Origin of the sequence: Accumulibacter sp., assembly GCF_023806565.1 — a bacterium.
Classification (GTDB): Bacteria; Pseudomonadota; Gammaproteobacteria; order Burkholderiales; family Rhodocyclaceae; genus Accumulibacter.
In genome coordinates this window covers 1-25,211 of the sequence record NZ_JAMTDV010000067.1, presented here as the reverse complement: position 1 = coordinate 25,211, position 25,211 = coordinate 1, and the positions used below count along the sequence as shown (strand labels likewise).

Below are 25,211 nucleotides of genomic sequence, written 5' to 3'. Positions count from 1 at the left end.
GCGAAGTCGCGGCAAAAGGATCAAGCCAAGGCCAAACCGAAACAGCGCCATAAACTTTACATAATACAAATTATGCGTAGTTATCCTTGCCTTGGCGTGGCGTGGCTCATGCAACATTGCTACAGCGCATGGTCTACGCACGCGAGCCCAAGGAACCGGATTCGGCCACGGCTCCTGAACATGCTAGCCAGGCGCTGACTGGCCCGGCGTCGCTCAACGATCGAGTGCGCCCATCATGCTGGCCGGGTAGCGTTCTCCGGCCGCGACGTCGAGCGGGCAGGCGGCATCCAGCGTCGCCAGTTGTTCCTGGGTCAGGCGGACTGCAAGTGCACCGAGATTCTCTTCGAGGTACTTGCGGTGCTTCGTGCCGGGAATCGGGATGACGTCGTCGCCCTGCGCCAGCACCCACGCGAGAGCAAGCTGGCCCGGCGTGCAGCCGATTTCGGCGGCAATGTTTCCCACTGTCTCGACGAGGCGAAGGTTCCTGGCAAAGTTCTCACCCTGAAAGCGCGGGCTCGAGCGGCGATAATCGTCGGCGGCAAAGTCCTCCGGACGTTTGATGGCGCCGGTCAGAAATCCCCGCCCCAGCGGACTGTAGGGAACGAAGCCGATCCCCAGGCGGCGGCAGGCAGCGAGCACGCCCGTTTCCGGGTCGCGTGTCCATAAGGAATATTCGCTCTGCAGCGCGCTTACGGGATGCACCTTGTGTGCGCGCTCGAGTGTCGCCACCGAGGCTTCGGAAAGTCCGATGTAGCGCACCTTGCCCTCGCGCACCAGATCGGCGAGCGCACCGACGGTGTCCTCGATCGGCACCTTGTGGTCGACCCGATGCTGGTAGTACAGATCGATGGTCGTCACCCCGAGCCGCCGCAGGCTGCCCTCGATGGCTTGGCGGACGTACTCGGGTCGACTGTCAAAGCCGCGTACCGACGGATCGCGCGGATCGCGCAGGATTCCGAACTTGGTGGCCAGGAAAACTTCGCTGCGGCGCTCGCGGATCGCGCGCCCGACCAGTTCTTCGTTGGTATGTGGCCCGTAGATGTCGGACGTGTCGAGAAAGTTGATTCCGAGGTCGAGCGCGCGATGGATCGTTGCCACCGATTCCGCATCGTCCCGGTTTCCGTAGAATTCGCTCATGCCCATGCAGCCTAGGCCCAGCGCCGATACCATGGGACCGCCGTGCCCCAGTTGTCGCATTTCCATTGATTTCTCCAGTTTCGACAAGATCCGGTGTCAGGCCAGCGGAGCGATCAGCACCACTGCCTCGGCAGCGATGCCTTCGCCGCGACCGACGAAACCCAGGCGCTCCGCGGTCTTCGCCTTGACGTTTACGCAGTCCGCCGTGACCTGCAGATCGCTGGCGATGTTGGCCACCATCTGCGGCAGATGCGGAGCCATTCGCGGCTGCTGCGCGATGATCGTCGCGTCGACGTTGCCGACCCGCCAGCCATTCTGTGCCAGCAGCGCCACCGTCGCGCGCAGCAGCACCCGGCTGTCGGCACCCCGGAAGCGCGCATCGGAGTCGGGAAAGTGCCGACCGATGTCGCCGAGCGCGGCGGCGCCGAGCAGCGCGTCGGTGATCGCGTGCAGCAGCGCGTCGGCATCCGAATGACCGAGCAGACCGTGAGGATGCGGGATGTCGACGCCGCCGAGGATCAGCCGGCGTCCGGGAACCAGCGCGTGCACGTCGCATCCCTGGCCGACGCGGATCATTTGCCGGCCCTCGCCCGCAGGATCAGTTCCGCCAAACGCAGGTCGGCCGGATAGGTGACCTTGAGGTTGCTGGCGTCGGCCTGCACCAGCTTCGGGTGAAAGCCGGCGGCCTCGACCGCGGAGGCTTCGTCGGTTCCGCCAGGATGCTCTGCGAGGGCATTGGCCAGCAGGCCGTAGCGGAACATCTGTGGCGTCTGCGCCTGCCAGAGACCGTCACGCGGCTCGGTACAGGCGATGCGCTGCGACTCGTCGGCACGTTTCAAGGTGTCCGCCACCGGCAGGGCGAGGATGCCGCCGACCGGATCGTCGGCCAGCTGGTCACACAGGGCGGTCAACATCGCCTGCGACAGGCAGGGACGTGCCGCGTCATGGACGAGCAGCCAGTCGTCGTCGTGCACCGCGGTCGCCGCTGCCCGCAAGCCGTTGGCCACGCTCCCGGAACGCGTCGGCCCGCCGCAGAAAGCGGTTTCGAGCTTGTAGCCGAGACTTGTCCAATCATGTTGCCGCCACCATCTATCATTAAGAGCAAGGACCACCCAGACACGTTCGATACGCTCGTGGCGGCAAAGAGCGGCGAGGCTGTGATAGAGCAGCGGCCGCCCGGCAAGCATCCGATATTGTTTGGGCGTTTCGCTGGCGAAGCGCGATCCGGTTCCGGCCGCGGGAACGATTGCGTAGTAGCTTGGCATGGCGTAATTTTAACCAAACGAGGAAGAGCCATCAGGGAAAGCAACCACGGTGTTCCGGCCGGCAGTCGAAGTTCCGCGACCCACCCTGTCGCGGCGCGCCGGCCGCAGCTCCGTTCCGCGGGGATCAAGCAAGTGACACACTCGACACAGCAGGTTCGTCCGGCAGCCGTCGCCGGCATGTTCTATCCCGGGTCGTCGTCGGATCTCGAACGCGACCTGCAGCAAATGCTGCGCCTTGCGCCGGCGACACTCGCGTCGCCGGTCAAGGCGATCATCGCCCCGCACGCAGGCTACATCTATTCCGGCCCGATCGCTGCCAGTGTCTATGCGCCGCTGGCAGCGCTGCGCGAGCGCATCCGACGAGTCATCCTGCTGGGTCCGACGCACCGGGTCGCGGTGAACGGATTGGCCCTGCCCTCCGCACACGCTTTTGCCACCCCCCTGGGCGTCGTCCCGCTGGACTTGGAGGCGATCGCCGCCATCGAGCCACTGCCGCAGGTGCTGATCAGCGACGCCGCGCATGCCCTCGAACACTCGCTGGAAGTGCAACTGCCGTTCCTGCAGACCGTGCTCGGCGAGTTCACCCTGGTGCCGCTGGCCGTCGGCCGTGCTTCGGCAGCGCAGGTGGCCGAAGTGCTCGAATGCCTGTGGGGCGGTGACGAGACACTGATCGTCGTCAGCTCCGACCTGTCGCACTACCTGCCGTACACACTCGCTCGCGAAACCGACAGCAATACGGCTCGCCACATCGTCGCCCTCGACCCGCACATCGACCATCAACAGGCGTGCGGCGCGACACCGGTCAACGGCCTGCTCCTGGCCGCACGTCGACACGGTCTGCAGGCTGCACTGATCGATCTGCGCAATTCCGGCGACACCGCCGGTAACCGCTCGCAAGTCGTCGGTTATGGCGCTTTCGCCTTCCATGCGGAGCCCGACCATGCCCACTGACACGCTCGGCGATGCCTTGTTGCTCATTGCGCGCAACGCGATTGGCGAGCGCTTCGGCTGCACGCCGCAGATGGTCACGCAACTCCCTGAACTTGCCGAACCGGCGGCGACCTTCGTCACCCTGACACAGGACGGTCGCCTGCGTGGCTGCATCGGCAGCCTCGAGGCGCAGCGGCCGCTTGCCCGGGACGTCGCCGAAAACGCAGTGGCCGCAGCCTTCGAGGACCGGCGCTTCTCGCCGCTGAGCAAGGAGGAGCTGGCACGCACCCGCGTCGAGGTTTCGCTGCTGACGCCTCCCGAACCCTTCCCGGTCGCCGACGAGAGGGATGCCCTGGCGCGCCTGCGGCCGGGCATCGATGGTCTCGTTCTGAGCTATGGCAGGCGGCGCGCGACGTTTCTGCCGCAGGTCTGGGAATCGCTGCCCGATCCGCGCCAGTTCCTGGCGCAACTCAAGCTCAAGGCCGGTTTGCCCGCGGATTTCTGGCACGAGCAACTCGTCCTGGCGCGCTATGGAGTACGCAAATGGAAAGAGAGTTAGAACATTCGCCGAAAACCCCGGAGTCCGCCCATCCCGGTCGCTGGTGGCATCGCATCGAGAACGAGCGGATCCAGTGCGATCTCTGCCCGCGCGACTGCAAGCTGCACGACGGTCAGCGCGGTGCCTGTTTCGTCCGTCAGAACCTCGGCGGGGAAATGCTGCTCACCACCTACGGCCGGTCGTCCGGCTTCTGCATCGATCCGATCGAGAAGAAACCGCTCAATCACTTCTATCCGGGCTCGTCGATCCTTTCCTTCGGCACCGCTGGCTGCAACCTCGCGTGCAAGTTCTGCCAGAACTGGGACATATCGAAGTCGAAGGACATGGATCGTCTGCTCGATGCCGCGACCCCGGACGGCATTGCCGCCGCCGCTGCCGCCTATGGCGCGCAGTCGGTGGCCTTTACCTACAACGATCCGGTCATCTTCGCCGAGTATGCGATCGACACCGCGATTGCCTGTCATGAGCGTGGTGTCAGGACGGTCGCCGTCACCGCCGGTTATATCCATCCCGAGCCGGCGCGCGAGTTCTTTGCGGTGCTGGACGCTGCCAACGTCGACCTGAAAGCCTTTACCGACGATTTCTATTTCAGGCTCTGCGGCGGCCATCTGCAGCCCGTTCTCGACATCCTCGCCTACATCCATCACGAAACGAAATGCTGGCTGGAGATCACGACCCTGCTGATTCCGGGAAAGAACGATTCTTCCGGTGAGATCCGGGCCTTGTGCGAATGGGTGGCGAAGAAACTCGGGCCGGAGGTGCCACTTCACTTCACTGCCTTCCACCCGGACTGGAAGATGGACGATCTTCCGCCCACTCCAGCGGCAACACTGACCCAGGCGCGGCGTATCGCGATCGACGCCGGCCTGCACTACGTCTATACGGGAAACGTGCATGACACCGAGGGAGGCACCACCTTCTGTCCGGGCTGCCAGGCCGCGCTGATCGAGCGCGACTGGTACGACATCCGGCATTACGATCTCTCGGGCGATGGTCTCTGCCCGTACTGCGGAACGCGGATTGCAGGGCACTTCGCCCGCTTTGGCAAGCCTTTCGGGCCGCGCCGCGTACCCGTGCGGCTGGAGCGTCATTGAACGAAGCGATCCATTTCCCGGGAGATACGCAGGTTTCGATCGGCACCGGCCACGGTGCGGTGCAAGGCTGGCTGAGCCTGCCGGCGCAAATTTCGGCGCTGGTCATGCTGACCCATGCCGGCCACCATCCCGAGGCGCGCGACGACGCGCTGGCCGTGGTGCTGCAGCACGCCGGCATCGGCACGCTGACGCTCGACCTGCTGACCTATGGCGAAGAACGCTTCGCCGACATGCAGCGCAACGTCTCGCTGCTCACCCGGCGGCTGCTCGCCGGACTGGCGCTGATCAAACGCTGGATGCTCCTGGGCGAGATGCCGACGCTGCCGATCGGCCTCTGTGCTGCCGACGACTGTTCGCCGGCGGTGCTGCGCGTCGCTGCCCAGCGCGACCGGGATATCTTCGCGGTGGTTTGCCGCGGTGGCCTGATCGACCGGGCCGGCATGGTCTACCTGCGCGCGCTCGCTTCGCCCTTGCTGCTGTTCGCCGGCGACGACGAGCAGACGACCGCCAGCAATCGCCGAGCCCTGCGCGAACTGAGTTGCCGGCAGGAACTCAAGCGTCTACCGACGGGTACCGAAGCATCGGATTTGTCCGATTCGGCGGTCGCTTTCGAGTTCGTCGCCCGCGAGACGGCTCACTGGTTCGTGCAGCACCGGCCGAAAGTCATCGCGACGAGCTGACTGCCGGCGCGACCGGAGTCCGGTCGCCTACCCGAAACCGGAAAAATGGTTTATATTGCGCTGCAGCAGACGCCATGGGGGAGAGAGCCACGGATCGCCGCGGTGCCCAGCGTCGCCGGCCGTCGTGACCCGTGTCCGCGGCAGTCGCCCGGATGCCCATCACCGCAAGGCTGCTCCGGTCCTCGCCGGTCCAGCTCCGGAACAACCGAATTCATACCTATCGCCAGCGCCGCGCTGGCAGCCAACACCAGGAACACTCCATGAAACAAACCCATCCATCGCTGTTGAGCAGAATCTCCCTTGCCTTCGGCACATTTTTCTCGATTCTTGCGGACGGCCAGTTTGCTGCGCGCGTCCAGGCCCTGCGTTCTGGGGAGCCGCGCAGCGAGCCATCGGCACCGGCTGCTGCCAGGCCCGCTGCCGTGCCACTCACGGAAGCGGAGCCCGACGGCGCGCTGCAACTCCTTGGTCTCCTGCAGCGTGAAGCACGCTTCATCGACTTCGTCGAGGAAGACGTCGCCGCCTATGCCGACGTCGACGTCGGCGCTGCCGCCCGCGTGGTGCACGAAGGCTGCCGCAAGGTGCTGCGGGAGAACTTCACGATCGGCGCCGTGCGCGACGAGGCCGAGGGCAGCCGGGTCACCCTGCCGGCCGGCTTCGATGCCGCAGCGGTTCGCGTCACCGGCAACGTCGTCGGTCAGCCACCGTTCACCGGGAGCATCACGCATCGCGGCTGGCGCGTGCGCGAAACGCGGCTGCCCAAGCTCGCTGCCGGTCACGACCTGCGCATCATTGCTCCCGCGGAGGTGGAACTGTGAGCGAGCCAAGATTCTCGATCGGCATCGACCTCGGCACCACCCATTGCGCCCTTTCCTACGTCGATATCGGCGCCTGCGACGGTGAACAGGTCGTTCAGGAGGTACTGCAGATCCCGCAGCTCACCGCCCCAGGTTCGGTCGAATCACTCGGCCTGCTGCCCTCATTTCTCTACCTGCCGCATGCAAGCGAACTCGCGGCCGGCGATCTCCACCTGCCGTGGACTGCAGAGCAGGACTACGCGGTGGGCGAGATGGCCCGCAGCCGCGGCGCGGCGACGCCGATCCGTCTGGTGTCCAGCGCCAAGAGCTGGCTCTGCCACGCCGGCGTCGATCGACGCGCGGCGATCCTGCCGAACGACGCTCCGCTCGAAGTGACACGCCTCTCGCCGCTCGAAGCCTCCTTGCGCTATCTCGGCCATTTGCGCGCCGCCTGGGATCATGCGTACCCCGACGCCCCTTTCGTCGATCAGGAAATCGTAGTCACCATTCCCGCCTCCTTCGATCCGGCGGCACGCGAACTGACGGCCGAGGCTGTACGCGCTGCCGGTGGCGAGCACATCATCCTGCTCGAAGAGCCGCAGGCCGCGCTCTATAGCTGGATCCAGAAGAGCGGCGGCGCCTGGCGCAAACAGGTGCGGCCGGGCGACATCATCCTGGTGGTCGACGTCGGCGGAGGCACCAGCGACTTTTCGCTGATCGCCGTGCTCGAACGCGAAGGCAAGCTCGAACTGCATCGCGTCGCGGTTGGCGAGCACATCCTGCTCGGTGGCGACAACATGGACCTTGCATTGGCCTATGCAGTTGCCGGCAAGCTGGCGAGTCAGGGCGCCAAGCTCGACGCCTGGCAGTTGCGCGCGCTGACGCACGCCTGCCGCTCGGCCAAGGAAGCTCTTCTCGGCGATCCCGAATTGGCCGCGGTGCCGCTGGTGATCGCCAGCCGCGGCGCGAAGCTGATCGGTGGGTCGATCCGCAGCGAACTGACCCGAACCGAACTTGCGACCACCTTGCTCGAAGGTTTCTTTCCGCCAGCGGCAATCGCCGATCGTCCACAGGGACGCGGGCGCGCCGGCCTGACGCAGCTCGGCCTGCCCTACGCGCAGGACGCGGCAGTCACCCGCCACCTCGCCGCTTTCCTCGCTAGGCAAGTGGCCGCAACTGCCGATCTGGAGGGGTTCAGTGGCAGGCTGCCGGACGGCGCGACCTTCCTGCATCCCACCGCCGTGCTCTTCAACGGCGGTGTCTTCAAGTCCGATCTGCTCGCCGAGCGTACGCTGGCGACGGTCAACTCCTGGCTGGCCGCGGAGTCCGCCCCCGCCGCGCGTCTGCTCGAAGGTGCCGACCTCGACCTCGCGGTCGCCCGCGGCGCCGCTTATTACGGCTACGTTCGGCGTGGCCAGGGAGTGCGCATCCGTGGCGGCACGGCGCGCGCGTACTACGTCGCCGTCGAATCGGTGATGCCCGCCGTGCCCGGCGTACAGCCTCCGGTGCAGGCGCTGTGCCTGGCACCATTCGGCATGGAGGAAGGCAGCGAGGCGGCACTGCCGGCGCAGGAATTCGGCCTGGTCGTCGGCGAACAGGTTCGTTTCCGCTTCTTCGGTTCGTCGGTTCGTCGTCAGGATCAGGTCGGTACGCTGCTCGAGGACTGGGAACCCGACGAACTCCAGGAACTCGACGAGATTCAGACGACGCTGCCGAGCGATGGCCGCCCCGCCGGAGAAGTCGTACGCGTCCGCCTGCATGCACGCGTTACCGAAGCCGGTACGCTCGAACTCGAAGCGCTGCCGCATGACGGCCCGCAACGCTGGAAAGTCGAGTTCGACGTGCGCGCCGGCGCCGACGACTGAGCGCCAGCGCAGCCGGCAAAGCGAGTGGCCCCGGGTGCGGTCGGGGCCCGCGGCGCGAACCCATGGTCTCGATGACGGCACCAGTGGCACCTTTTCGTGGTCAATTGGATTGACCACTGCCGATCGGGGCACATATACTCATCCGTTGGCGTTGACGTTCCTTTCCGCAAACCCGCCGGAAAAGAGCCGGACAGTCGGTCAACGTCGGACACTTTGCGCCCGGGTAAGCTGTCATAGCTCGCATCCCCGGACACAAATTTGCGAATCCACTGGAGAGGCCGACCATGAATCGAACCGCAGAACTCATGCTTCCGAACGATGTGCAGCCGGAGACCGTGCCGACCGAGGCGCCCGACGCTCCGACGCCGCAAATCCCCGTCATCAAGCCGGAAATGGCTCAGTTACTGGAGTTGACGCAAGCCGGCGGCTCCACTACGACGGCGAAAGAGATCAATGCCCAGCTCGACCGCGTGCTGCGCGACTATGACGAACTGACGGCACTCTACGCCGCAAACAATCGCCGTATCGACGGCGAGCTGGCCGAACTGCGCCAGTCCGGCGGCGAGATTTCGAGCAGGGTGCATCAGCTCGGCGCCGATTTGCAGAGACAGGAGCAGTCGCTGGCTGAACGTTCCGCCGCGAACGAGGAGCGGATTGCTGTCGTTCGCGGTGAAGCACGCTCCTGGCTGGCTGACTCCGAACAGCGCTGGGATGCTCGTCTGGCGAGCGAAAATGCTCGCGTCGATGCCGAGCTGAACCGGCTGGACGGCGGGATCGGCGCGCTCGAGGGTCTTTTCCGGACGCAGGAGCAGATCCTCGCCGAGCAGCGCGCTCGCCTGGATCAGTTCGACATTACCTGTGAACTGCTCGATACCGCGACGCGTGGCAACAAGAGCCGCATCGAAGCGGTACGCGAGCAGGTGGAAAGGCAGCACGCGATCGTCGAGGCGCGGATCGACGGACTGAGTGCCTTGCAGCGCGAGCACTATGCGGAGTTCAAGAGCCTGCAGGGACTCGTCGGCGTGCTGCGCTCGGAAACAGAGCGTCTCGATGCCGAAATCTGCAGGCTTGCCGGCGCGCTGGAGGAACATCAGGAGGATACCCGCGACCGCTTCAAGTGGACTCATCTCGCGATCGCCGGCCTGTTCGTGCTGACCGTAATGGGCTTCGCTCTGGTCAAGTGGGTGCCGGCTTTTGCGCCGGCGAGCACGACGTCGGCGCTGGCACAGAACGAGGCGCGGATCGGCGAAGTCGGCAGCCAGGTAGCTGCCCTCTCGGAAAGACAAGCAGCGCTGCAGGACACCGTGGCAGCGCAGCAGACCAGCATCGATCAGGTCTCGGGCAAGGTTTCCGGCCTAGAGAAGAGTCTCGGCGACCTGCGCGCCGCGGTGCGCAAACTGCGCCTGCAAAATGCCGGTGCGGGAGTATTGCACGACAGCCAATGGTTGCTGCGGCAGAACCCCAAGGCCTATACCGTGCAGTTGGTAAGTTCTCCAAGCCAGGCTGACATGGCGCGATTCATCAACCGCAATATCGAGCAACTGGCGCTCGATTCTCTGGCCTTTTCGGTCACCGAGCGCGACCAGGGGGAGAGCTACAACCTCTTCTTCGGAGTGTTCAATACGGTTGGTGAGGCACGCGCAGCCATCGCAGCGCTGCCGGCGGAACTGCGCGCCAACCGGCCATGGGTACGCCGACTCCAGTCGGTACAGGATTCGCTGCGCTAACGGGGCGAATGTTTTCCGGGGGCGGCCGCTGGCCGCCCTTTTCGTTCCTGGGATAGGCAATTACCCCGCGCGGGGGCCGTGCAAGCTGCAAGCAGCCGAAGTCAGACGCGTGCAGACAGACCGGAACGAAAAAAACCCGGCGCGGATTCCCGCGCCGGGTGTTACGCGAGGAAGGGTGCTTCAGGCGTCAGCCTATCCCCGCGCCAAGTGTCGATTGCGCTCACTGCTTGCGGCGACGCGATGCGGCAAAACCCACCAGACCAGCCCCGAGCAGGGCGAGAGTCTCGGGCTCGGGAGCAGGATTGTTCGAGAAAGGCAGGTCGATCTCGAGCACCGCCGGAGCGCCGCAGCACTCTCCGTACACGAGCTGGAATGCGAAAGTTCCGCTCGGACCACCGTAAGTGACATTGGTGACGGTCGGAGCGGTTGGCCCGGGCGCATTGATCACGATCTGCCCGCCGATCGTCAAGGTGAGGCCGTCGTCATGGGCAGCACTGAACGTCTGCCCGTTGGTCACGGTCACGAAACCGGTGAACTCCATGAAAGTACCCACACCAGACGAATCGAGAAACGATGCCAATGTTCCCGCGGTGTTCTCGGAGACATTGAAAGCACCGCCGCTTGCCAGGAATTGGCTGACGGTGTAATCCCCCGCTCTGGAGTCGAAATTCAGCGGCGAGTTGACGTCGAACACGACGTCGGCGGTCCTGCCCGGAACATTCAAGGGAACGGCATTCTGCGAAATCGCTTCGCTCACATGCCAGTAGCGACCGCTGATCACGTTGGCGTCGGCCGCACCGGCAAAGCTCAGCGCGACGAGAGCGCCAATCGACAATTTCTTGAGGTTTTGCATGTTCTTTCTCCTAAGTTGGCTGTGGCGATCCCGTAGCGAATTTGAACCAGTCCGATCGATTTAAGCAAAATTCGTGCTAAACAAGTTTTTCTGACGTTAAATGATCTAGTTAGCCTCCGTTCGCCGCGATTTTCGCGGCGCCAGTGTAAAAAAATCCGACAGAAATCTTGGCTTCGGTCACGGAGACTGCCGGTCGAAGAGTACGATCTGGTGTGAAGCCCATCGAATCATCGTCCGATCCTCCCTCTCCGTGCACCGCGCCGGCGGGAACTCTCTCCAGCGATGGGGGTGCCGTGCTATATTCTGCCCGGCTCATCGAGCAAGCCCGCGGTGGCGTTCTTGGAGTGCCGGCTGCATCCGGCGGTCAGAGACTCCAGTCACTCCCATGCGCACACTGCGCCCGCTGGCGGAACCCGGTCGGGCATCGCCACCGCGCCAGGCGACGGCGCTTCGATCCGTGACCTGCCGTCCCGGTCGACGACATCTGCAGCGCAAGAAAATGAAAAAGCAATACATCGTCGGAATCGACCTGGGGACCAGCAATACCGTGGTTGCGTACGCCGCTCCCGGCAGGCAGGAGGTCGCGCTGTTCGCGATCGAGCAACTGGTCGGCCCGGGGCAGGTTGCAGCGCGGCCGCTGTTGCCCTCGGTCCGTTATCATCCGGCCAGCGGGGAAATCAGTCCGGGTGACCGGCAACTGCCTTGGTCGGTGAGCGATGGGGAAACTTCGCCGATCACCGGTCATCTGGCGCTCGACCTCGGCGCGCAGGTTCCCGGTCGCCTGGTGGCAAGTGCCAAGAGCTGGCTGTCGCATGCCTCGGTCGACCGCATGGCACCGATTCTGCCTTGGGGAGCAGACGAGGACGTGAGCAGGGTCTCGCCGGTCGCCGCCAGTGCGAGCTACCTTGCGCACGTGCGGGCCGCCTGGTTGCACCATTTCCCGAAGGCACCGCTGGAAGAGCAGCAGGTGATTCTCACGGTTCCCGCCTCCTTCGACGAAGGCGCCCGCGCGCTCACGCTCGAAGCGGCGCGACAGGCTGGACTGCCCGGCTTGCGCCTGCTCGAGGAGCCGCAGGCGGCGGTTTACGACTGGCTCTTTCGCCATCGGCAGGAACTCGCCAAGGAACTCGCGGAGACGCGGCTGCTGTTGGTCTGCGACGTCGGCGGTGGCACCACCGATATGACGCTGATTCAGGTGGCGATCGAGGACGGCGAGCCGGTACTCACCCGCATCGGTGTCGGCGACCACCTGATGCTCGGCGGCGACAATATGGATCTGGCGCTCGCGCACCTTGTCGAAGCGCGTTTCCCCGCCGGCGAAGGGCGGCTTTCGGCTGCCCGCTTTGCGCAGCTTACCGCGCGCTGCCGCGTCGCCAAGGAACAGTTGCTGGCCGACGGCGCACCGCCATCGGTGTTGCTGACGCTGCTCGGAGGAGGCTCGCGGCTGATCGGCGGTGCGCGCACGGTCGAGCTGAAACGTGACGAGGTCCGGGAGATCCTCGTCGACGGCTTCTTTCCGCGCGTCGGGGCCGACGAGCCGCTGCAGCAGCGGCGTACGGCCATTGTCGAATTCGGTCTGCCCTACCCGGCCGACCCGGCAGTCACCCGGCACGTCGCAGCCTTCCTCCGGCGGCACGCGCAGGCGGCGCGCACGGCGCTGGCGGGTGCGGAAGACAGCCCCCCTGCCCTCGCGATCCCCGACACATTGCTCTGCAACGGCGGCGTCTTTCGCGCCGCAGCGCTTGCCGATCGCCTGCAGGAAACGCTCGGCGACTGGCGCGGGGCGTCGCCCCGCGTCCTCCACAATGACAATCCCGACGTCGCCGTGGCGCGCGGCGCTGTCGCCTACGCGCTCGTCCGCCAGGGGCATGGGCGGCGGATCGGCGGTGGGTCGGCGCGCAGTTACTTCCTGGTTCTCGACGAACCGGGCCAGATGCGACGCGGTATCTGCCTCCTGCCGCGCGGCAGCGAGGAAGGTCACGAGATCCGCCTGCCCGAGCGCGTCTTCAGTTTGCGGCTCGACCAGCCGGTACGCTTTCACCTGGCTTCCTCGGTGGCCGACACCGCCTATCTGCCTGGCGAGATCAGCAGGCTCGACGACGAGGAGTTCGTTCGCCTGCCACCGCTCGCCACCGTCGTGCAGGGAGTTGCGGGCAGCGGGCAGCGTGAAGTGCGCGTGCAACTGACGACATCGATGACCGAAGTCGGCACGCTCGAGATTCACTGCGTCGCGGTGGAGGACGCAGCGCGCCGCTGGCTGCTCGAATTCCAGTTGCGCGCCGAGACCGGCGGCGCGACCGATTCGCCGGCGACACTGCCGGCACGCTTCAGCGACGCCATCCAGTCTCTCGAACGCGTCTTCGGTGCCAGCGCGCAGCCGGTAGACAGCAAGGAGGTACGGCGTCTGCGCGGCCACCTGGAACATCTGCTGGGCCGACGCGAGGACTGGGAGATGCCGCTGCTGCGTGCCCTGTTCGACGTGCTGATGCAGCGCGCCCGCCGTCGGCGCCGCTCGGCCGAACACGAAAGGCTGTGGCTGAACCTTGCCGGTTACTGTCTGCGCCCCGGACTTGGTGACGCCCTCGACGACTGGCGGATCGAACAGCTGTGCGAACTGTTGCCGCAGGGAATCCAGTACGGCAACGAAAGCCAGAACTGGTCCGAGTGGTGGACGCTGTGGCGCCGCGCCGCCGGCGGCCTGCCGGCAAGTGCCCAGGAGCAGATGCTGGACGAGTTGCATCCGTGGCTGCGCTCCGATCCGGCGAGAACTCGCAGCCGTCAGGCGCTGGCGGTGGCCGGCAGCCACGACGACATGCTGCGTCTCGTGGCGTCGCTCGAGAGACTGCCGATCGCACGCAAGGTCGAAATCGGCGAATGGCTCCTGGCCCGCCTGCGCAGAGCCGCCGAAAAGCCCCTCGGCTGGTGGGCGATCGGCCGCATCGGGGCGCGGCAGTCGCTCTACGGCAGCGCCCACCAGGTGCTGCCGCCGGAGCTAGCGTGTCGCTGGCTCGAAGCCCTCCTGGCGCTGGATTGGAAGAAGGTCGAGTCGGCCGCCTTTGCCGCAACGCAGATCGCCCGCCTGACCGGCGATCGCTCGCGTGATCTGCCGGAAGCCAGCCGCGAAGCGGTGCTGGCGCGTCTGGGCGCGATCAACGCCAGTGCCAACTGGATCAACCAGGTGAGGAACGTCGTCGAACTCGACAAGGCCGACGAGCGCCGCGCCTTCGGCGAGTCGCTACCGGCCGGGCTGCGACTGATGTCGACGGGTAGAAATTCCTAGCCAGGCCCCGCTGGCGTTCATTCGGCGCGGGCGGGTAGCGAGCGTTCCGCAATATCGCCTGCCATCGTTTTCCCGGCCACGACACGTCGGCGACCGTTTCGGAGGCGCTTTGGCACGCAGTTCAGCGAGCGCTTCGTACAGGTGCTGGAGGTCGCCCGGGAGCATCCGCTTTCCAAGTTTGGGACCATCCATCCGTTACCACCCAGTTCCGCCTTCTTTCGAGCACTTGTCGTGCAAAAGCTGCAAATCCACAACGGAGTACTATACTTTACGCAGATGGCGGCGATTCGTGAACTGAGCGGGAGCATCGCCACCATCGCGTGCAACACGTGTACCCATTGCCGATTTGCACCAATAGCAGGCTTGCGAGGTGGGGGTTTGCTTTGACCGCGGGAAGAGCCGTCGTCGCATCCGCAAATATATGTATTTCAGGAGGCTCCATGCATAATTCCATGAAACCATTGCGAGTTCTGGCACTCGCGTCGCTGGCGACGTTCCCAGCAATCTCTTCGGCATCGATCATCGGCTTTCTGGGCAACTTCGATGTCATCAACGATACGGGCCAAACGGCCCATGGTTTCGAGATCGATCTCGAAGGTATTCATCAGAGCGACATTAGCGATGTATTTGGGGGGCCGGGGCGGTCGTTTCCCAGTGGCCGCGGCTTCAACCCGGCGACCAGCGTCGAGCGCTATGGTGCCCCGTCGATCACCGAGTATTCCAACGCAAGCGGCTTCGGTACGAAGGTAACGTATTTCGGCATAAATTCCGGAGGCAGCTGGGATTACGGCACGCCCGCGGTGCCAGTGGGCAAGTTCGCCACTCCCGGTGACAATTGTTGGTCGGGTGGTGGCCTGGGATATAACGCCAACACGCCTTGTGATCACTTTGGCGTTGGTACCCGCGCTACCCCAAGCAAGACAACGTACAGTTGGCTTTTCGATTCGCCGGTGAGCCCCGGTACGCTGACCAATACCAACGGCCAAGTGAGTTTGCCAGCTCCCGTCTGGGCCATTGCGCCAGCTCTTCCGCCTCCTCCCGGTCAGCAGCCCGCACCCCCGGTCGTCGTCGCCAAGGTGCAGGCGCCAGCCCCAATTCTCGATCCTGTCGATCCGCAGTTTGGTGAAGCGCTCTGGGTCAAGGTCATGACTACGGAACTCGATCAGGATGTTGCCCTGGAGGACCTTGTCGGTGGCAGCCCGATCATCCGCAAGGCCGTCACCGAAACCGAGTGGCAGCTCCTGCAAACCGATCCAGGAAATCCCGATGCCGGCAAGCTGGAGAGCGGGTACGGTGCTCCGGTCGGCGCCAACGCACAGTCGATCATCCGTCGGTATGAGTTTTACAAGTACGCTGGCGACTACGACCCCGTCGACCACCAGGCTTTGTTTACGGTCAACTCGCAGGACGTTGGCGGATCCGATTCCAACCCGGGAGACAAGAACGCGTTGGTTGGCGCCTATGTCGGTGCGCAGAATGCGGCGGCGCTGCTCGATGTTCCGGGTGCTCCTCCGGCGGCAGCGCCGGAACCCGCTACCCTAGTGCTGCTGTTGTCCGGTATGGGGCTGATTGCTGCACGCCGACGATATCCTGTGTCGCCCTAACGGGCACGACGGTTCCAGACAGGCGCAGTGAGGAAAGATCAGGTCCGGCCCGAACCGGGTGGGAGCGGCTTGCGCGGAGCGCTGTTCTCGATCGCCGGCATCTGCAGATCGCCGCGCCGTTCGAAGGGTATCGTGCCCATGCCGGACAGGTTGAGACGGCCGACGATGCGGTACTCGACCCGCTCGCGACCGCCCTGCTGCAATTCGCGCAGTTGTTTCAGTGCACTGCCCAGCGTGCTGGTGGCCATCACATCGAGCATCGCCTCGCCAAAACGCGGGACGGTGACCCCCCGATCGGACAGGCCGGTGATGAACGACTGACCATTGAGTTCGATTTCGAAACTCAGGCCGTTGATCCGCAATTCGACGTCGTTGGGATTCTGGATGCGCAGCTTGAGCGCAAAGCGCTGCTCGAAAAGACCCATCTGCACCAGATTCAAGCCGGCGACGCTGACTTCGGGCTTCTGCGAAATTCCCACGAGTCCGGCGCAGGCGCTGAGCAGGGCAATGGCCGCGATGGCCAGACTTCGCTTCATGTTGCCCGTTCGCCGGCCTCGAGAACGCGCAGCAGTGCCGCGGTATCGGCACTTCCCCAACCCATCGCCATCAAGGCGTTGAGCTGCTGGCAGACCTGCGCGGAAACCGGCATCGGCAGCCCGAGACGATGCGCTTCGCCGAGCACGACCGCATAATCCTTGTGATGGAGCCGCGCCTCGACGCCGGCGGCAAAGTCGCGCTCGACCATCCGTCCGCCCATCACTTCCAGCACGCGACTGGCGGCCGAACCGCCGGCCAGTGCCAGCCGCACTCGCGCCGGATCGACACCGGCAGCACCGCTCAGGTGCAGTGCCTCGGCGATCGCCTGAATCGCCGCGACCATCACCATCTGATTGCACGCTTTGGCCACCTGCCCGGCGCCGTGCTCGCCGACATGGACGATTCTCGTGCCAAGCAGTTCGAACAGCGGACGCACGCGCTCGAGCGCTGCCGCCTCTCCGCCGACCATGATCGCCAGGGTCGCCGCCATCGCTCCCTGTTGGCCGCCGGAAACCGGGGCATCGAGCATCTCGATGCCGTGCCGCGCAAGGCGCTGCGCCAGCGAACGGGCGGTTTCGGGAGCAATGGTGCTCATGTCGACGAGGATCGAGCCGGGCGCGAACCCGGCCAGCAGGCCATCGCCGGCAAACGTCAGTTGCTCGACGTCGGCGCCGCCGGTAACCATGGTAAATACCACCTCGGCGCGGCGAGCGACCTCCGCCGCGCTGCTGCAGTCGATCGCGCCGGCTGCGAGCAGTGGCCTGGTCGTTCCGCTCTGACGTGCCCACACTGCCAGCTGGTGCCCGGCGCGCAACAGGTGCAGCGCCATCGGCCGCCCCATCGTGCCGAGGCCGATGAAACCGAGGCGCATCAGGCGTCGCTGCCTGACAGGCGTTCGAGCAGCTTGAGAATGGCGATGGAATCCTCCTCACCGAGTCCGCAGCCGACCATCGCGTTGTACATCTGTGCCGTCGCTGCCGATACCGGCAGGCAGAGGCCGAGTTCGTGCGCACTCTGCAGGACGATGTTCATGTCCTTCTGATGCATCCACGACTTGAAACCGGGCTTGAAATTGCGGTCGAGCATGCGCTGACCGTGATTCTCGAGAATCTTCGAATAGGCGAAGCCGCCGAGCAGCGCTTCGCGCACCCTGGCCGGGTCGACTCCGCTTCTGGCGGCGAAGTTGAGCGCTTCGGCGACGGTCAGCACGCCGACCCCGGTGACGATCTGGTTGGCCGCCTTGGCCACCTGCCCGGCACCCGAGTCACCGACATGCACGATGTTCTTGCCCATGCAGGCGAAGGCCGGACCGGCCTTGGCGAAAGCTGCCGCGCTGCCGCCGACCATGATCGACAGGGTTCCGGCGATGGCGCCTACTTCGCCGCCGGAAACGGGCGCATCGAGAAATTCGATGCCGTGGGCGAGCAGACGCGCGGCGATGTCGCGTGCCGCCGCTGGACGGATGGTGCTCATGTCGACGGCGACGAGGTCGGCCCGGCCGGCACTGGCCACCCCTTGTTCGCCAAGCATCACCTGCTCGACGTCGGGAGCGTCGGCGACCATCGAGATCACCAGATCGGCGACGCCGGCCAGCGCGGCCGGACTGTCGGCGCCGGAGGCGCCGGCGTCGAGCAAGGGCTGCATTGACGCCGCACGGCGGGCCCAGACGGTCAGTTGATGTCCTCCCCGTAGCAGGTTGAGCGCCATCGGGCGCCCCATGATGCCGAGACCGATGAATCCGATTTTCATTGATGCTCCTTGCGTGCTCGCGAGACGATTCGACGGCAGAGTGTAGCAAGAATCAGAAGACGGTGACGACGACCCGCCGCCGATGCGGTATCGTCCGGTGCTCCCAGAGATAGATTCCCTGCCAGGTGCCGAGACGCATCTCGCCGTTGGCGATCGGCACAGTCACCGAGGCGCCGGCGAGAATGTTGCGGCCATGTGCCGCCATGTCATCATCGCCCTCGTCGTCGTGTCGATACGCCGGGTCACCGTCGGGCGCCCAACGGGCGGCCAGCGTTTCGAGATCGTGACGGACTGAAGGATCTGCGTTCTCGGTCAATACGACCGAACAACTGGTGTGCTGGACGAAGACATGGACGACGCCGACCGCAACTCCCGCAGCACGCACGATTCGCGCCACCTCGTCGGTGATTTCGACGGTACCGCGCCCACGGCAAGCAACGTCCAGCATTTGTTGATAAGCCACTTCGTGCTCCCTGTCCCGTTCGTCTAGAAGGCCGAACCAGGTGTCTGAAGGAATTCGAGCTCGGCGGCCGTCGACGGTCGGCCGAGGATGGCATTGCGGTGTGGGTACCGCCCAAAGCGTTCGATGATCGCACGATGTCGCCGCGCGAAGTCGAGGTTTTCCTCCATCCCCGGTGCAGCGAACAGGCGGACCGAGAGCGCCTGCATCAGCAACGATTCGCTGTGCATGAATGGCAGGTAGAGGAAAGCACGGCGCGTCGCCACAAGCTCCCTGTCGAGCCCGGCCGCCACCGCTTCCTGTGCAAGCACCAGCGCCATTCCGTCGCCCGCGAAGGCAGCCGGGAGACTGCGATGGATGTTGCGCGAAAACTGGTCGAGCACGATGATTTCGGCGAGCCGGCCATCGGCACTTACGCGCCATGCGTACAGCTCGCCCCGCATTGCGGCGGCATGCAGCGGGCCGAAACGAGCCTCGACCCGTCGATCGAATTCGTCCGACTTCACCCACCATTGCGCCCGGCTCGTCTCGTCGAACCAGAAGCGCAGCACGTCGGCAGCCGTCAGGGCAAGGTCTGCAACGGGTATGCTCGGAATGGCCGGCATCGGTCGTTCCTCCTCATCAGGTTTCGCTGTCCCGGGCGCGCAGCAGTCTGACCATTCCCTGCCGCATCTTGCTTTCGATACGGGGTTCCTGCGAGGCGCGCGTCGGCTTCGTCGCCCGCCGCGGCGGCGGGAAGCAGGCGACCAGCCCAATCGTCTAGGCTTTCGACGAGCACGGTGGCCCAGCCGCTACTCTTCACCATCCGGCGGCGTGCCGACGCCGAGCTCGCGCCATCCCTCCTCACCCAGCTTGCGCAATGTCTCGATGTTGCGCTCGTAGATCGCCGCCGCGTCCGGAAAAGCGGCGACTGCGCGGTCGAGGCTCGCCTCGCGCAGCAGGTGCAGGATCGGAAAAGGCGAACGGTTCGTGTAGTTGGTAATGTCCTCCTGATCGGTGTCGACGAAGACATAATCGGGGTGAAAACTGGCGACCTGGAGAACGCCGCGCAAGCGTTGCGTACGCAGCAGGACATCGACGAGACCGAGAAAGTTGTTGAAATCGTCGAAGACAGCGAGCGCGTATGGATGGATCAGCAGGGTCGTTTCGACCTCTTCCGGCGGCACCGCAAGCAGTGCCTGCAATTCGCGCTCGAGGTCGGCGAGCAGATCTTCCTCGTCGCGCGCATCGCTGACCACGTAACGCACCAGTCCCCTGGCCACGACCCCCTTGGCGAAAGGGCAAAAGTTGAGGCCGATCACGGCGCGCTCCAGCCAGCGACGAGTCGCAGCGATTACCTCTTCCTTGCTCGGTACGTTGTTGGTACGCATCCTTCGACGGCGGCAAGCCGTTCCGTTACGACGTCCACCAGTTTATCGATTCGTTGCGGACGAGGCAAAGCGCCTCAACGTCGCCACATCGCCGGAAGGGGACATTACAATGCAGCGCTGTCGTGTTGGAGTGGGCCATGGAGACCATTGCTGCTGCCGTGATCGGCGCCGGTGTCGTTGGTTTGGCGTGCGCACGAGCGCTCGCGCTGCGCGGAATCGAGACGGTGATTCTCGAACGCAACGACGCATTCGGCGGCGAAACCAGTGCGCGCAACAGCGAGGTGATCCACGCCGGCCTCTACTACCCGCCGGCTTCGTTGAAGGCTGCCCTGTGCGTCGCGGGGCGCCGGCAGCTCTACGATTTCTGCGCGACGCACGGCGTCAGCCACCGGCGTTGCGGCAAGTTGGTCGTTGGCACTTCGGCCGCCCAGGAGGATCGACTGCTGGCGCTGCAGCAGCAGGGCCAACTCAACGGCGTCGAGGACCTGCGCATGCTGAGCGGGCCCGAGGCACGCGCACTGGAGCCCGAACTGCAGTGTACCGCCGCCCTGCTCTCTCCCTCGACCGGGATCATCGACAGCCATGGCCTGATGCTGGCGCTGCTCGGCGACGCCGAAGGCGCCGGCGCGTCGCTGGTCCTGCACTGCCCGCTGCGCGGTGGATCGATCGAACGCACGGGCATCATCCTCGAAAGCGGCGGCAGCGAGAGCCTGCGCTTCCGGGCGAACATGGTGATCAACGCCGCCGGCCTCTGGGCACCCGAGGTCGCCGCCGCGCTCGCCGGATTTCCGCAGTCTCTGCTGCCGATCAACCGCCACGCCAAGGGAAACTATTATGCCTTGACCGGCCGCTCTCCCTTTTCACGGCTGGTCTATCCGCTGCCCGAGCCGGGCGGCCTGGGGGTGCACCTGACGCTCGACCTCGCTGGGCAGGCCCGCTTCGGCCCCGACGTCGAATGGTTGCCGGATCCCGTTCGCGGCAAGCCGATCGGTCAGCTCGACTACCGCGTAGATCCCGCGCGCGCCGACTCGTTCTACAGCGAAATTCGCCGTTACTGGCCGGGCTTGCCGGACAGTGCGCTGGTCCCCGCTTACGCAGGCATCCGGCCGAAGGTGAGCGGGCGCGACGAGCCTGCAGCCGATTTCCTGATCCAGGGGCCGGCAGAGCATGGCATCCCCGGCCTGGTCAACCTTTTCGGGATCGAGTCGCCAGGTCTGACCGCAAGCCTTGCGATCGCCGACCAAGTCGCGGAGACCCTGCAGCGCGGCTGAGAAATGCGTGCCGTCCTCGACACCAATATCGTTCTCGATCTCCTGTATTTTGCGGACGCGCGGACGCGAGCCCTGCGCAGGGCGATCGACGATGGATCGCTCTGCTGCTTCACCGACCGGCATTGCCTTTCCGAGCTCGAGCGGGTCAGCGGCTACCCGCGCTTCGCACTCGATGGTGTGGCGCGGCAGGCGCTGCTGGCTGGCTACTGCAACTTCGTCACGCTCTGTCCGGCCGGCGACGGCGAGGATTGTCGCCTGCCTCGCTGCCGCGATGCCGACGATCAGAAGTTTCTCGCCCTGGCGCAGCGCTGTCGGGCCGACCTGCTGATTACCCGCGACCGACAGTTGCTGGCACTGGCCAGCCGTCGCCGCGTCTCCCTTCCGTGTGCGATCGTCACGGCCGAGGCAGCGGCCGTACGGATCACCAGCCGATGAAAGACGGAGCGACACGGCCCCTGCGCGATCCTGGCCGTCGAGCCTTATACTGCAGGATATGCTTCGCCACGCGCTGATATTCGTGCATTTTTGCAGCGCCGTCGTCTGGGTCGGCGGCATGTTCTTCGCCTATTTCTGCCTTCGCCCCGCCGCCGGCAGGCTGCTCGAACCCGCACAGCGCCTGCCTCTCTGGCGGGCAACACTGGACCGGTTCTTCCTGTTCACCGCAGTTGCCGTCGTCTTCGTATTGGTAAGCGGCGGCAGCATGCTGCTCGATACTGGATTCGCCATGGCACCGATTGGCTGGCGCTTGATGTCGGTTCTCGGTTCGCTGATGGCCGCCATCTTCCTGTATGTCTACGGCATCGTCCATCGGCGGCTGCGCCGCCATTGCGAAGCTGCTGCCTGGCCGGACGCGGCCTCGGCGCTGAACGAGATCCGACGCCTGGTGGCGGTCAATTTGCTGCTGGCCGCCTGCACCGTTGCAGCCGCGGCTTTTTCGCGATGATCTTGCCCCGACCCGGGCGATCTGGCCACCGGCCCGAAGCCGTCTGCAACCACGTCAGCGTGGGGAACGCGGCATTCCCTCCACGGGCGCTGCCATAAGTTCCCGGCGGCGTCGGAAAACCCAGACACCCTCGCGGCTGGCATCCGCCGCATGAACATATCCGTCGACGGCGAAATCCCGCAGTCCCTCCGCATTGCGCAGGCGATTGACAAGGGCAAAGCGCGCCATCAGACCGCGCGCACGTTTGGCGTAATAGCTGATGACGCGGAACCTGCCGCCACTCCAGTCCTCGAACACCGGCTGAACCACCGGGACCGACAGATTCTTCGGCCTGACTGCCTTGAAGTACTCCTCCGACGCGAGATTGACCAATACCTTCGCGCCCGCTTCGAGCAGTGAGGAATTGAGTGCGTCGGTGATCTGCCCACCCCAGAAGGCGTATAGGTCACGACCACGCGAGGTGCTCAGGCGCGTTCCCATTTCCAGGCGATACGGCTGCATCAGGTCGAGCGGACGCAGCACGCCGTAGAGACCGGAGAGAATGCGCAGGTGGCGTTGCGCGAAGTGCAGGTCGGCCGATGACAATGACCCTGCGTCGAGCCCCTCGTAGACGTCGCCCCGGAAAGCCAGCACCGCCTGCCTGGCGTTGCCGGGTGTGAACGGCCGTGTCCATTCCGCGTAGCGGGTGACGTTGAGCACCGCCAGTGGGTCGCTGATCTTCATCAGGCTGGCGACCTGCGACGGCGAAAGCTCGCGCAGACCTTCGATCAACTCCTGCGAACGGTCGAGAAAGAGCGGTTGGCTGTGCTCCTCGAGCATCGTCGGCGTCTGGTAATCGAGAGTCTTGGCGGGGGACAGGACGATGATCATCTGCGTCTTCCAGTCGATGGGAATTGCCGGCACGATAGTTTGCTAAGATTCCCGAATTGTAATCGACGACATGGGGTGGTCATGACTTGCGTGACCTTCCTGCCGGCGTCCCTTGCAGTTGGTACAGACCCTTCCCGAACGAGATCGATCGTCGCAATGGAACAGCTCCTCGCCCGCATTGCCGCCCCCGACGCGGATCCGACGCGCCTGCTGGCGTTACTGGTCGATGAAATCCGACCCGCCGATCCCGAAGATTTTGCGACTGCCCGGCGCAACCTGCAGGCGCTTTGCTACATTCTGAGCACCCAGCGAGAATTGCGCGTTGCCTTGCGTGAGGCGCTCGGCACCCTCTTTCGCACCTACCGTCACGGCGAGCTGTACACGGCGACCGGCATCCTGCCCAACAGCGGTTTCGTCTCCGAAGCGTTTCGCCGTCTCGGCCACACTCTGCTGCCGGAAGTTCTGGACCCCGGCCTGTTGCGCACGGTACTGCGCCAGACCTTCGACCGACCCGGCGATCGCCACTGGGTGATCGGCGTCGGTGAGGACGTCTGGCGGCAACTGATCGAAGCCCTCCGCTTTGACGAGGCACCAGCCAGCGAGTCGTTTCCGCAGGCATTGAGCGAACTGCTGCGCTCCCTGCGCGTCCTCTCGTACGGCATCGCCGCCTGCGGCCTCGAACCGGAACTGCTGCGGCTGGAGCCGTCGCTGGAGACCTACGAATCTCCTTTCGTCGCGCAAAACCGCGAGATGAACGCCTACCTCGACGCCTATCCGGAGCACTGGGATCGAAGGGTCGAAGCGGCATGCGACGACCGCCATCTGCGTGTGTTTTTCGCGCAATGCCAGGAAGTGATCGAACGGGTTCGCCGACATGCCGCAAGAGATGGCACCAGCATCCGCCTGACCTATCACCTGCAGCGCCTGCGGCAACTGCTGCAGCGCTGCGAACGCCTGCTCGACATTCTCGCTGCGCTGCACACCGATCCGCAGGGAAACTCGGCGTACGCCCCGATCGTCGCCCTGTTTTGCCAACTGGTGCGGGACGAGTGCCTGCGCAACAATCTGCTGCGGCACTGGCGCCAGAACACCGAACTGATCGCGCTGCGAGTAACCGACAACGCCAGCCATCACGGCGAGCACTACATCACCGAGACGAGGCTGGACTACTGGGCGATGGGGCGTTCGGCGATGATCGGTGGTCTGGTCATCGCCTGCATGGCCTGTTTGAAGATCCTGCTCGCCAAGGTGCAGATGCCGCCGCTGACCGGTGCCATCGCGTTCTGCCTGAACTACGGGCTCGGCTTCTGCCTGATTCACATCGTGCATGGAACCGTCGCCACCAAGCAACCGGCGATGACCGCCAACGCCATCGCCGCCAGCATCAGCGAAGCCGGCGGCAAGCTCGGCGACCTCGAGGCGCTGACCGATCTGATCGCGCGCACCTGTCGCAGCCAGATCGTCGCAATTCTCGGCAATGTCTGCATCGCCGTTCCCCTCGCCGCGCTCATCGCCTTCGCCATCTTCGGCATCAGCGGGGAGCACTTCACCACCGTCGACAAAGCGGAGCACCTGCTCGACGAGCAGAGCCTGATCGCCAGCGGGGCGGTTTTCTACGCCGCGATCGCCGGTGTCTGCCTGTTCATTGCCGGCTTGATCAGCGGCTACTACGACAACTACGCCGCTTACCATCGCATCCCCGAGCGACTCCTGCAACTCGCCTGGCCGAAGCGACTGCTCGGGGAAGCGCGCATGCGGCACGTTGCCGTCTACGTCGGCGACAACCTCGGGGCGCTCGCCGGCAACCTCCTGTTCGGCTTTCTGCTCGGCGGGACGACGCTCTTCGGCTTGCTCGTCGGATTGCCGATCGACATCCGTCACGTCGCCTTTTCGTCGGCATTCATCGGCATTGCGCTCGTCGGTCTCGATTTCGCGCCCGATCCGTGGCTCTTCGCGTGGGCTGTGCTCGGGGTTGCCGCGATCGGCTTCACCAACCTCACCGTCAGCTTTGCGCTCGCGCTGCATGTCGCGCTGCGCTCCCGACGGGTCACCGACGCCCAGTGGCGCAAGCTGCTGCGGGCAATCGTCGTGCATCTGCGTCGACAGCCAAGGGATTTCTTCCTGCCGCCGAGGCCGGAACCGGCGGACGGCTGCGCCCCGATAGCCGGCGACCGGCTTCCACCCAATGCAGACGGCTTCGCGTCGCCGCCGAAATCGCCT

The 25,211-nt window shown here is 65.0% G+C and carries 24 protein-coding genes and 1 pseudogene; 14 read left to right on the top strand and 11 right to left on the bottom strand.

Going from position 1 to position 25,211, the window contains the following annotated elements:
- Positions 1-213: 213 nt before the first annotated feature.
- The 3 genes from NFV80_RS08370 to ispD are packed head-to-tail and all read right to left on the bottom strand — an operon-like array spanning position 214 to position 2,402.
- Positions 214-1,203 (bottom strand): aldo/keto reductase, encoded by a 990-nt coding sequence (locus NFV80_RS08370; protein WP_295326584.1) that lies wholly within the window; start codon positions 1,201-1,203, stop codon positions 214-216.
- A 30-nt stretch (positions 1,204-1,233) separates the two neighbouring features.
- On the bottom strand, positions 1,234-1,713 hold the full coding sequence (gene ispF, locus NFV80_RS08365; RefSeq protein ID WP_295326582.1) for a 2-C-methyl-D-erythritol 2,4-cyclodiphosphate synthase: 480 nt from the start codon (positions 1,711-1,713) through the stop codon (positions 1,234-1,236).
- Positions 1,710-2,402 carry a 2-C-methyl-D-erythritol 4-phosphate cytidylyltransferase gene (gene ispD / locus NFV80_RS08360; RefSeq protein ID WP_295326581.1) on the bottom strand — a complete coding sequence of 231 codons (693 nt, stop codon included), beginning with the start codon at positions 2,400-2,402 and terminating at the stop codon, positions 1,710-1,712. Before ispD ends, ispF begins: the two co-directional genes overlap by 4 nt.
- Before the next feature lie 177 nt (positions 2,403-2,579).
- Here ispD and amrB point away from each other — a divergent pair, with 177 nt between their 5' ends.
- The 7 genes from amrB to NFV80_RS08325 all read left to right on the top strand — a co-directional run bounded on the left by amrB (position 2,580) and on the right by NFV80_RS08325 (position 10,054).
- Positions 2,580-3,353 carry an AmmeMemoRadiSam system protein B gene (amrB, locus tag NFV80_RS08355; protein WP_295326609.1) on the top strand — a complete coding sequence of 258 codons (774 nt, stop codon included), beginning with the start codon at positions 2,580-2,582 and terminating at the stop codon, positions 3,351-3,353.
- The gene (amrA, locus tag NFV80_RS08350) at positions 3,343-3,891 is read left to right on the top strand and encodes an AmmeMemoRadiSam system protein A (RefSeq protein WP_295326579.1); all 549 of its coding nucleotides are present in this window, start codon (positions 3,343-3,345) and stop codon (positions 3,889-3,891) included. Before amrB ends, amrA begins: the two co-directional genes overlap by 11 nt.
- On the top strand, positions 3,876-4,985 hold the full coding sequence (gene amrS / locus NFV80_RS08345) for an AmmeMemoRadiSam system radical SAM enzyme (RefSeq protein WP_295326577.1): 1,110 nt from the start codon (positions 3,876-3,878) through the stop codon (positions 4,983-4,985). The genes amrA and amrS overlap by 16 nt, the downstream gene beginning before the upstream one ends.
- Positions 4,982-5,665, top strand: a complete 684-nt coding sequence (locus NFV80_RS08340) for a hypothetical protein (RefSeq protein WP_295326576.1) — start codon at positions 4,982-4,984, stop codon at positions 5,663-5,665. Before amrS ends, NFV80_RS08340 begins: the two co-directional genes overlap by 4 nt.
- 260 nt (positions 5,666-5,925) lie before the next feature.
- Positions 5,926-6,483 (top strand): DUF2760 domain-containing protein, encoded by a 558-nt coding sequence (locus NFV80_RS08335; RefSeq protein ID WP_295326574.1) that lies wholly within the window; start codon positions 5,926-5,928, stop codon positions 6,481-6,483.
- The gene (locus tag NFV80_RS08330; RefSeq protein WP_295326572.1) at positions 6,480-8,327 is read left to right on the top strand and encodes an Hsp70 family protein; all 1,848 of its coding nucleotides are present in this window, start codon (positions 6,480-6,482) and stop codon (positions 8,325-8,327) included. Before NFV80_RS08335 ends, NFV80_RS08330 begins: the two co-directional genes overlap by 4 nt.
- A 284-nt stretch (positions 8,328-8,611) precedes the next feature.
- Complete coding sequence (locus NFV80_RS08325; RefSeq protein WP_295326571.1) at positions 8,612-10,054, top strand: SPOR domain-containing protein; 1,443 nt, start codon at positions 8,612-8,614, stop codon at positions 10,052-10,054.
- A gap of 220 nt (positions 10,055-10,274) precedes the next feature.
- Here NFV80_RS08325 and NFV80_RS08320 read toward each other — a convergent pair whose 3' ends face one another.
- Positions 10,275-10,907 carry a PEP-CTERM sorting domain-containing protein gene (locus NFV80_RS08320; RefSeq protein ID WP_295326569.1) on the bottom strand — a complete coding sequence of 211 codons (633 nt, stop codon included), beginning with the start codon at positions 10,905-10,907 and terminating at the stop codon, positions 10,275-10,277.
- Positions 10,908-11,406: 499 nt separating this feature from the next.
- Between NFV80_RS08320 and NFV80_RS08315 the strand changes: the two genes are divergently transcribed.
- The 3 genes and pseudogenes from NFV80_RS08315 (at position 11,407) to NFV80_RS08305 (ending at position 15,791) form a co-directional block, all read left to right on the top strand.
- Positions 11,407-14,187: an Hsp70 family protein gene (locus NFV80_RS08315; protein ID WP_295326568.1), complete on the top strand. Its 2,781-nt coding sequence runs from the start codon at positions 11,407-11,409 to the stop codon at positions 14,185-14,187.
- 41 nt (positions 14,188-14,228) lie between these two features.
- A pseudogene (locus tag NFV80_RS08310) lies at positions 14,229-14,376 on the top strand (IS5/IS1182 family transposase); the annotation flags it as partial.
- Positions 14,377-14,627: 251 nt separating this feature from the next.
- Entirely contained in the window at positions 14,628-15,791 is a 1,164-nt protein-coding gene (locus NFV80_RS08305; protein WP_295326566.1) for a PEP-CTERM sorting domain-containing protein, read from the top strand.
- Between the two features lie 38 nt (positions 15,792-15,829).
- Here the strand turns inward: NFV80_RS08305 and NFV80_RS08300 are convergent, their stop codons facing one another.
- The 6 genes from NFV80_RS08300 to NFV80_RS08275 all read right to left on the bottom strand — a co-directional run bounded on the left by NFV80_RS08300 (position 15,830) and on the right by NFV80_RS08275 (position 19,907).
- Positions 15,830-16,327 carry an LEA type 2 family protein gene (locus NFV80_RS08300; protein WP_295326564.1) on the bottom strand — a complete coding sequence of 166 codons (498 nt, stop codon included), beginning with the start codon at positions 16,325-16,327 and terminating at the stop codon, positions 15,830-15,832.
- Positions 16,324-17,199, bottom strand: a complete 876-nt coding sequence (locus NFV80_RS08295; protein WP_295326563.1) for an NAD(P)-dependent oxidoreductase — start codon at positions 17,197-17,199, stop codon at positions 16,324-16,326. Before NFV80_RS08295 ends, NFV80_RS08300 begins: the two co-directional genes overlap by 4 nt.
- Positions 17,199-18,077: an NAD(P)-dependent oxidoreductase gene (locus NFV80_RS08290; RefSeq protein WP_295326561.1), complete on the bottom strand. Its 879-nt coding sequence runs from the start codon at positions 18,075-18,077 to the stop codon at positions 17,199-17,201. The genes NFV80_RS08295 and NFV80_RS08290 overlap by 1 nt, the downstream gene beginning before the upstream one ends.
- A gap of 52 nt (positions 18,078-18,129) precedes the next feature.
- Positions 18,130-18,525 (bottom strand): secondary thiamine-phosphate synthase enzyme YjbQ, encoded by a 396-nt coding sequence (locus NFV80_RS08285; protein WP_295326608.1) that lies wholly within the window; start codon positions 18,523-18,525, stop codon positions 18,130-18,132.
- Positions 18,526-18,563: 38 nt separating this feature from the next.
- Positions 18,564-19,142 carry a DUF924 family protein gene (locus tag NFV80_RS08280; protein ID WP_295326559.1) on the bottom strand — a complete coding sequence of 193 codons (579 nt, stop codon included), beginning with the start codon at positions 19,140-19,142 and terminating at the stop codon, positions 18,564-18,566.
- 186 nt (positions 19,143-19,328) lie between these two features.
- A complete protein-coding gene (locus tag NFV80_RS08275) occupies positions 19,329-19,907 on the bottom strand; it encodes a DUF1415 domain-containing protein (protein WP_295326557.1) in 579 nt (192 codons plus the stop codon).
- Positions 19,908-20,044: 137 nt separating this feature from the next.
- Here NFV80_RS08275 and NFV80_RS08270 point away from each other — a divergent pair, with 137 nt between their 5' ends.
- From NFV80_RS08270 to NFV80_RS08260, 3 genes are all read left to right on the top strand, one after another.
- The gene (locus NFV80_RS08270) at positions 20,045-21,178 is read left to right on the top strand and encodes an NAD(P)/FAD-dependent oxidoreductase (RefSeq protein WP_295326555.1); all 1,134 of its coding nucleotides are present in this window, start codon (positions 20,045-20,047) and stop codon (positions 21,176-21,178) included.
- A gap of 3 nt (positions 21,179-21,181) precedes the next feature.
- Positions 21,182-21,613 carry a putative toxin-antitoxin system toxin component, PIN family gene (locus NFV80_RS08265; protein WP_296758353.1) on the top strand — a complete coding sequence of 144 codons (432 nt, stop codon included), beginning with the start codon at positions 21,182-21,184 and terminating at the stop codon, positions 21,611-21,613.
- 82 nt (positions 21,614-21,695) lie between these two features.
- On the top strand, positions 21,696-22,121 hold the full coding sequence (locus tag NFV80_RS08260; protein ID WP_295326551.1) for a CopD family protein: 426 nt from the start codon (positions 21,696-21,698) through the stop codon (positions 22,119-22,121).
- Positions 22,122-22,175: 54 nt separating this feature from the next.
- Here the strand turns inward: NFV80_RS08260 and yaaA are convergent, their stop codons facing one another.
- Positions 22,176-22,991, bottom strand: a complete 816-nt coding sequence (gene yaaA / locus NFV80_RS08255; protein WP_295326606.1) for a peroxide stress protein YaaA — start codon at positions 22,989-22,991, stop codon at positions 22,176-22,178.
- Between the two features lie 156 nt (positions 22,992-23,147).
- Between yaaA and NFV80_RS08250 the strand changes: the two genes are divergently transcribed.
- On the top strand, positions 23,148-25,211 hold a 2,064-nt coding region (locus NFV80_RS08250; protein ID WP_295326548.1), incomplete at its 3' end, for a site-specific recombinase.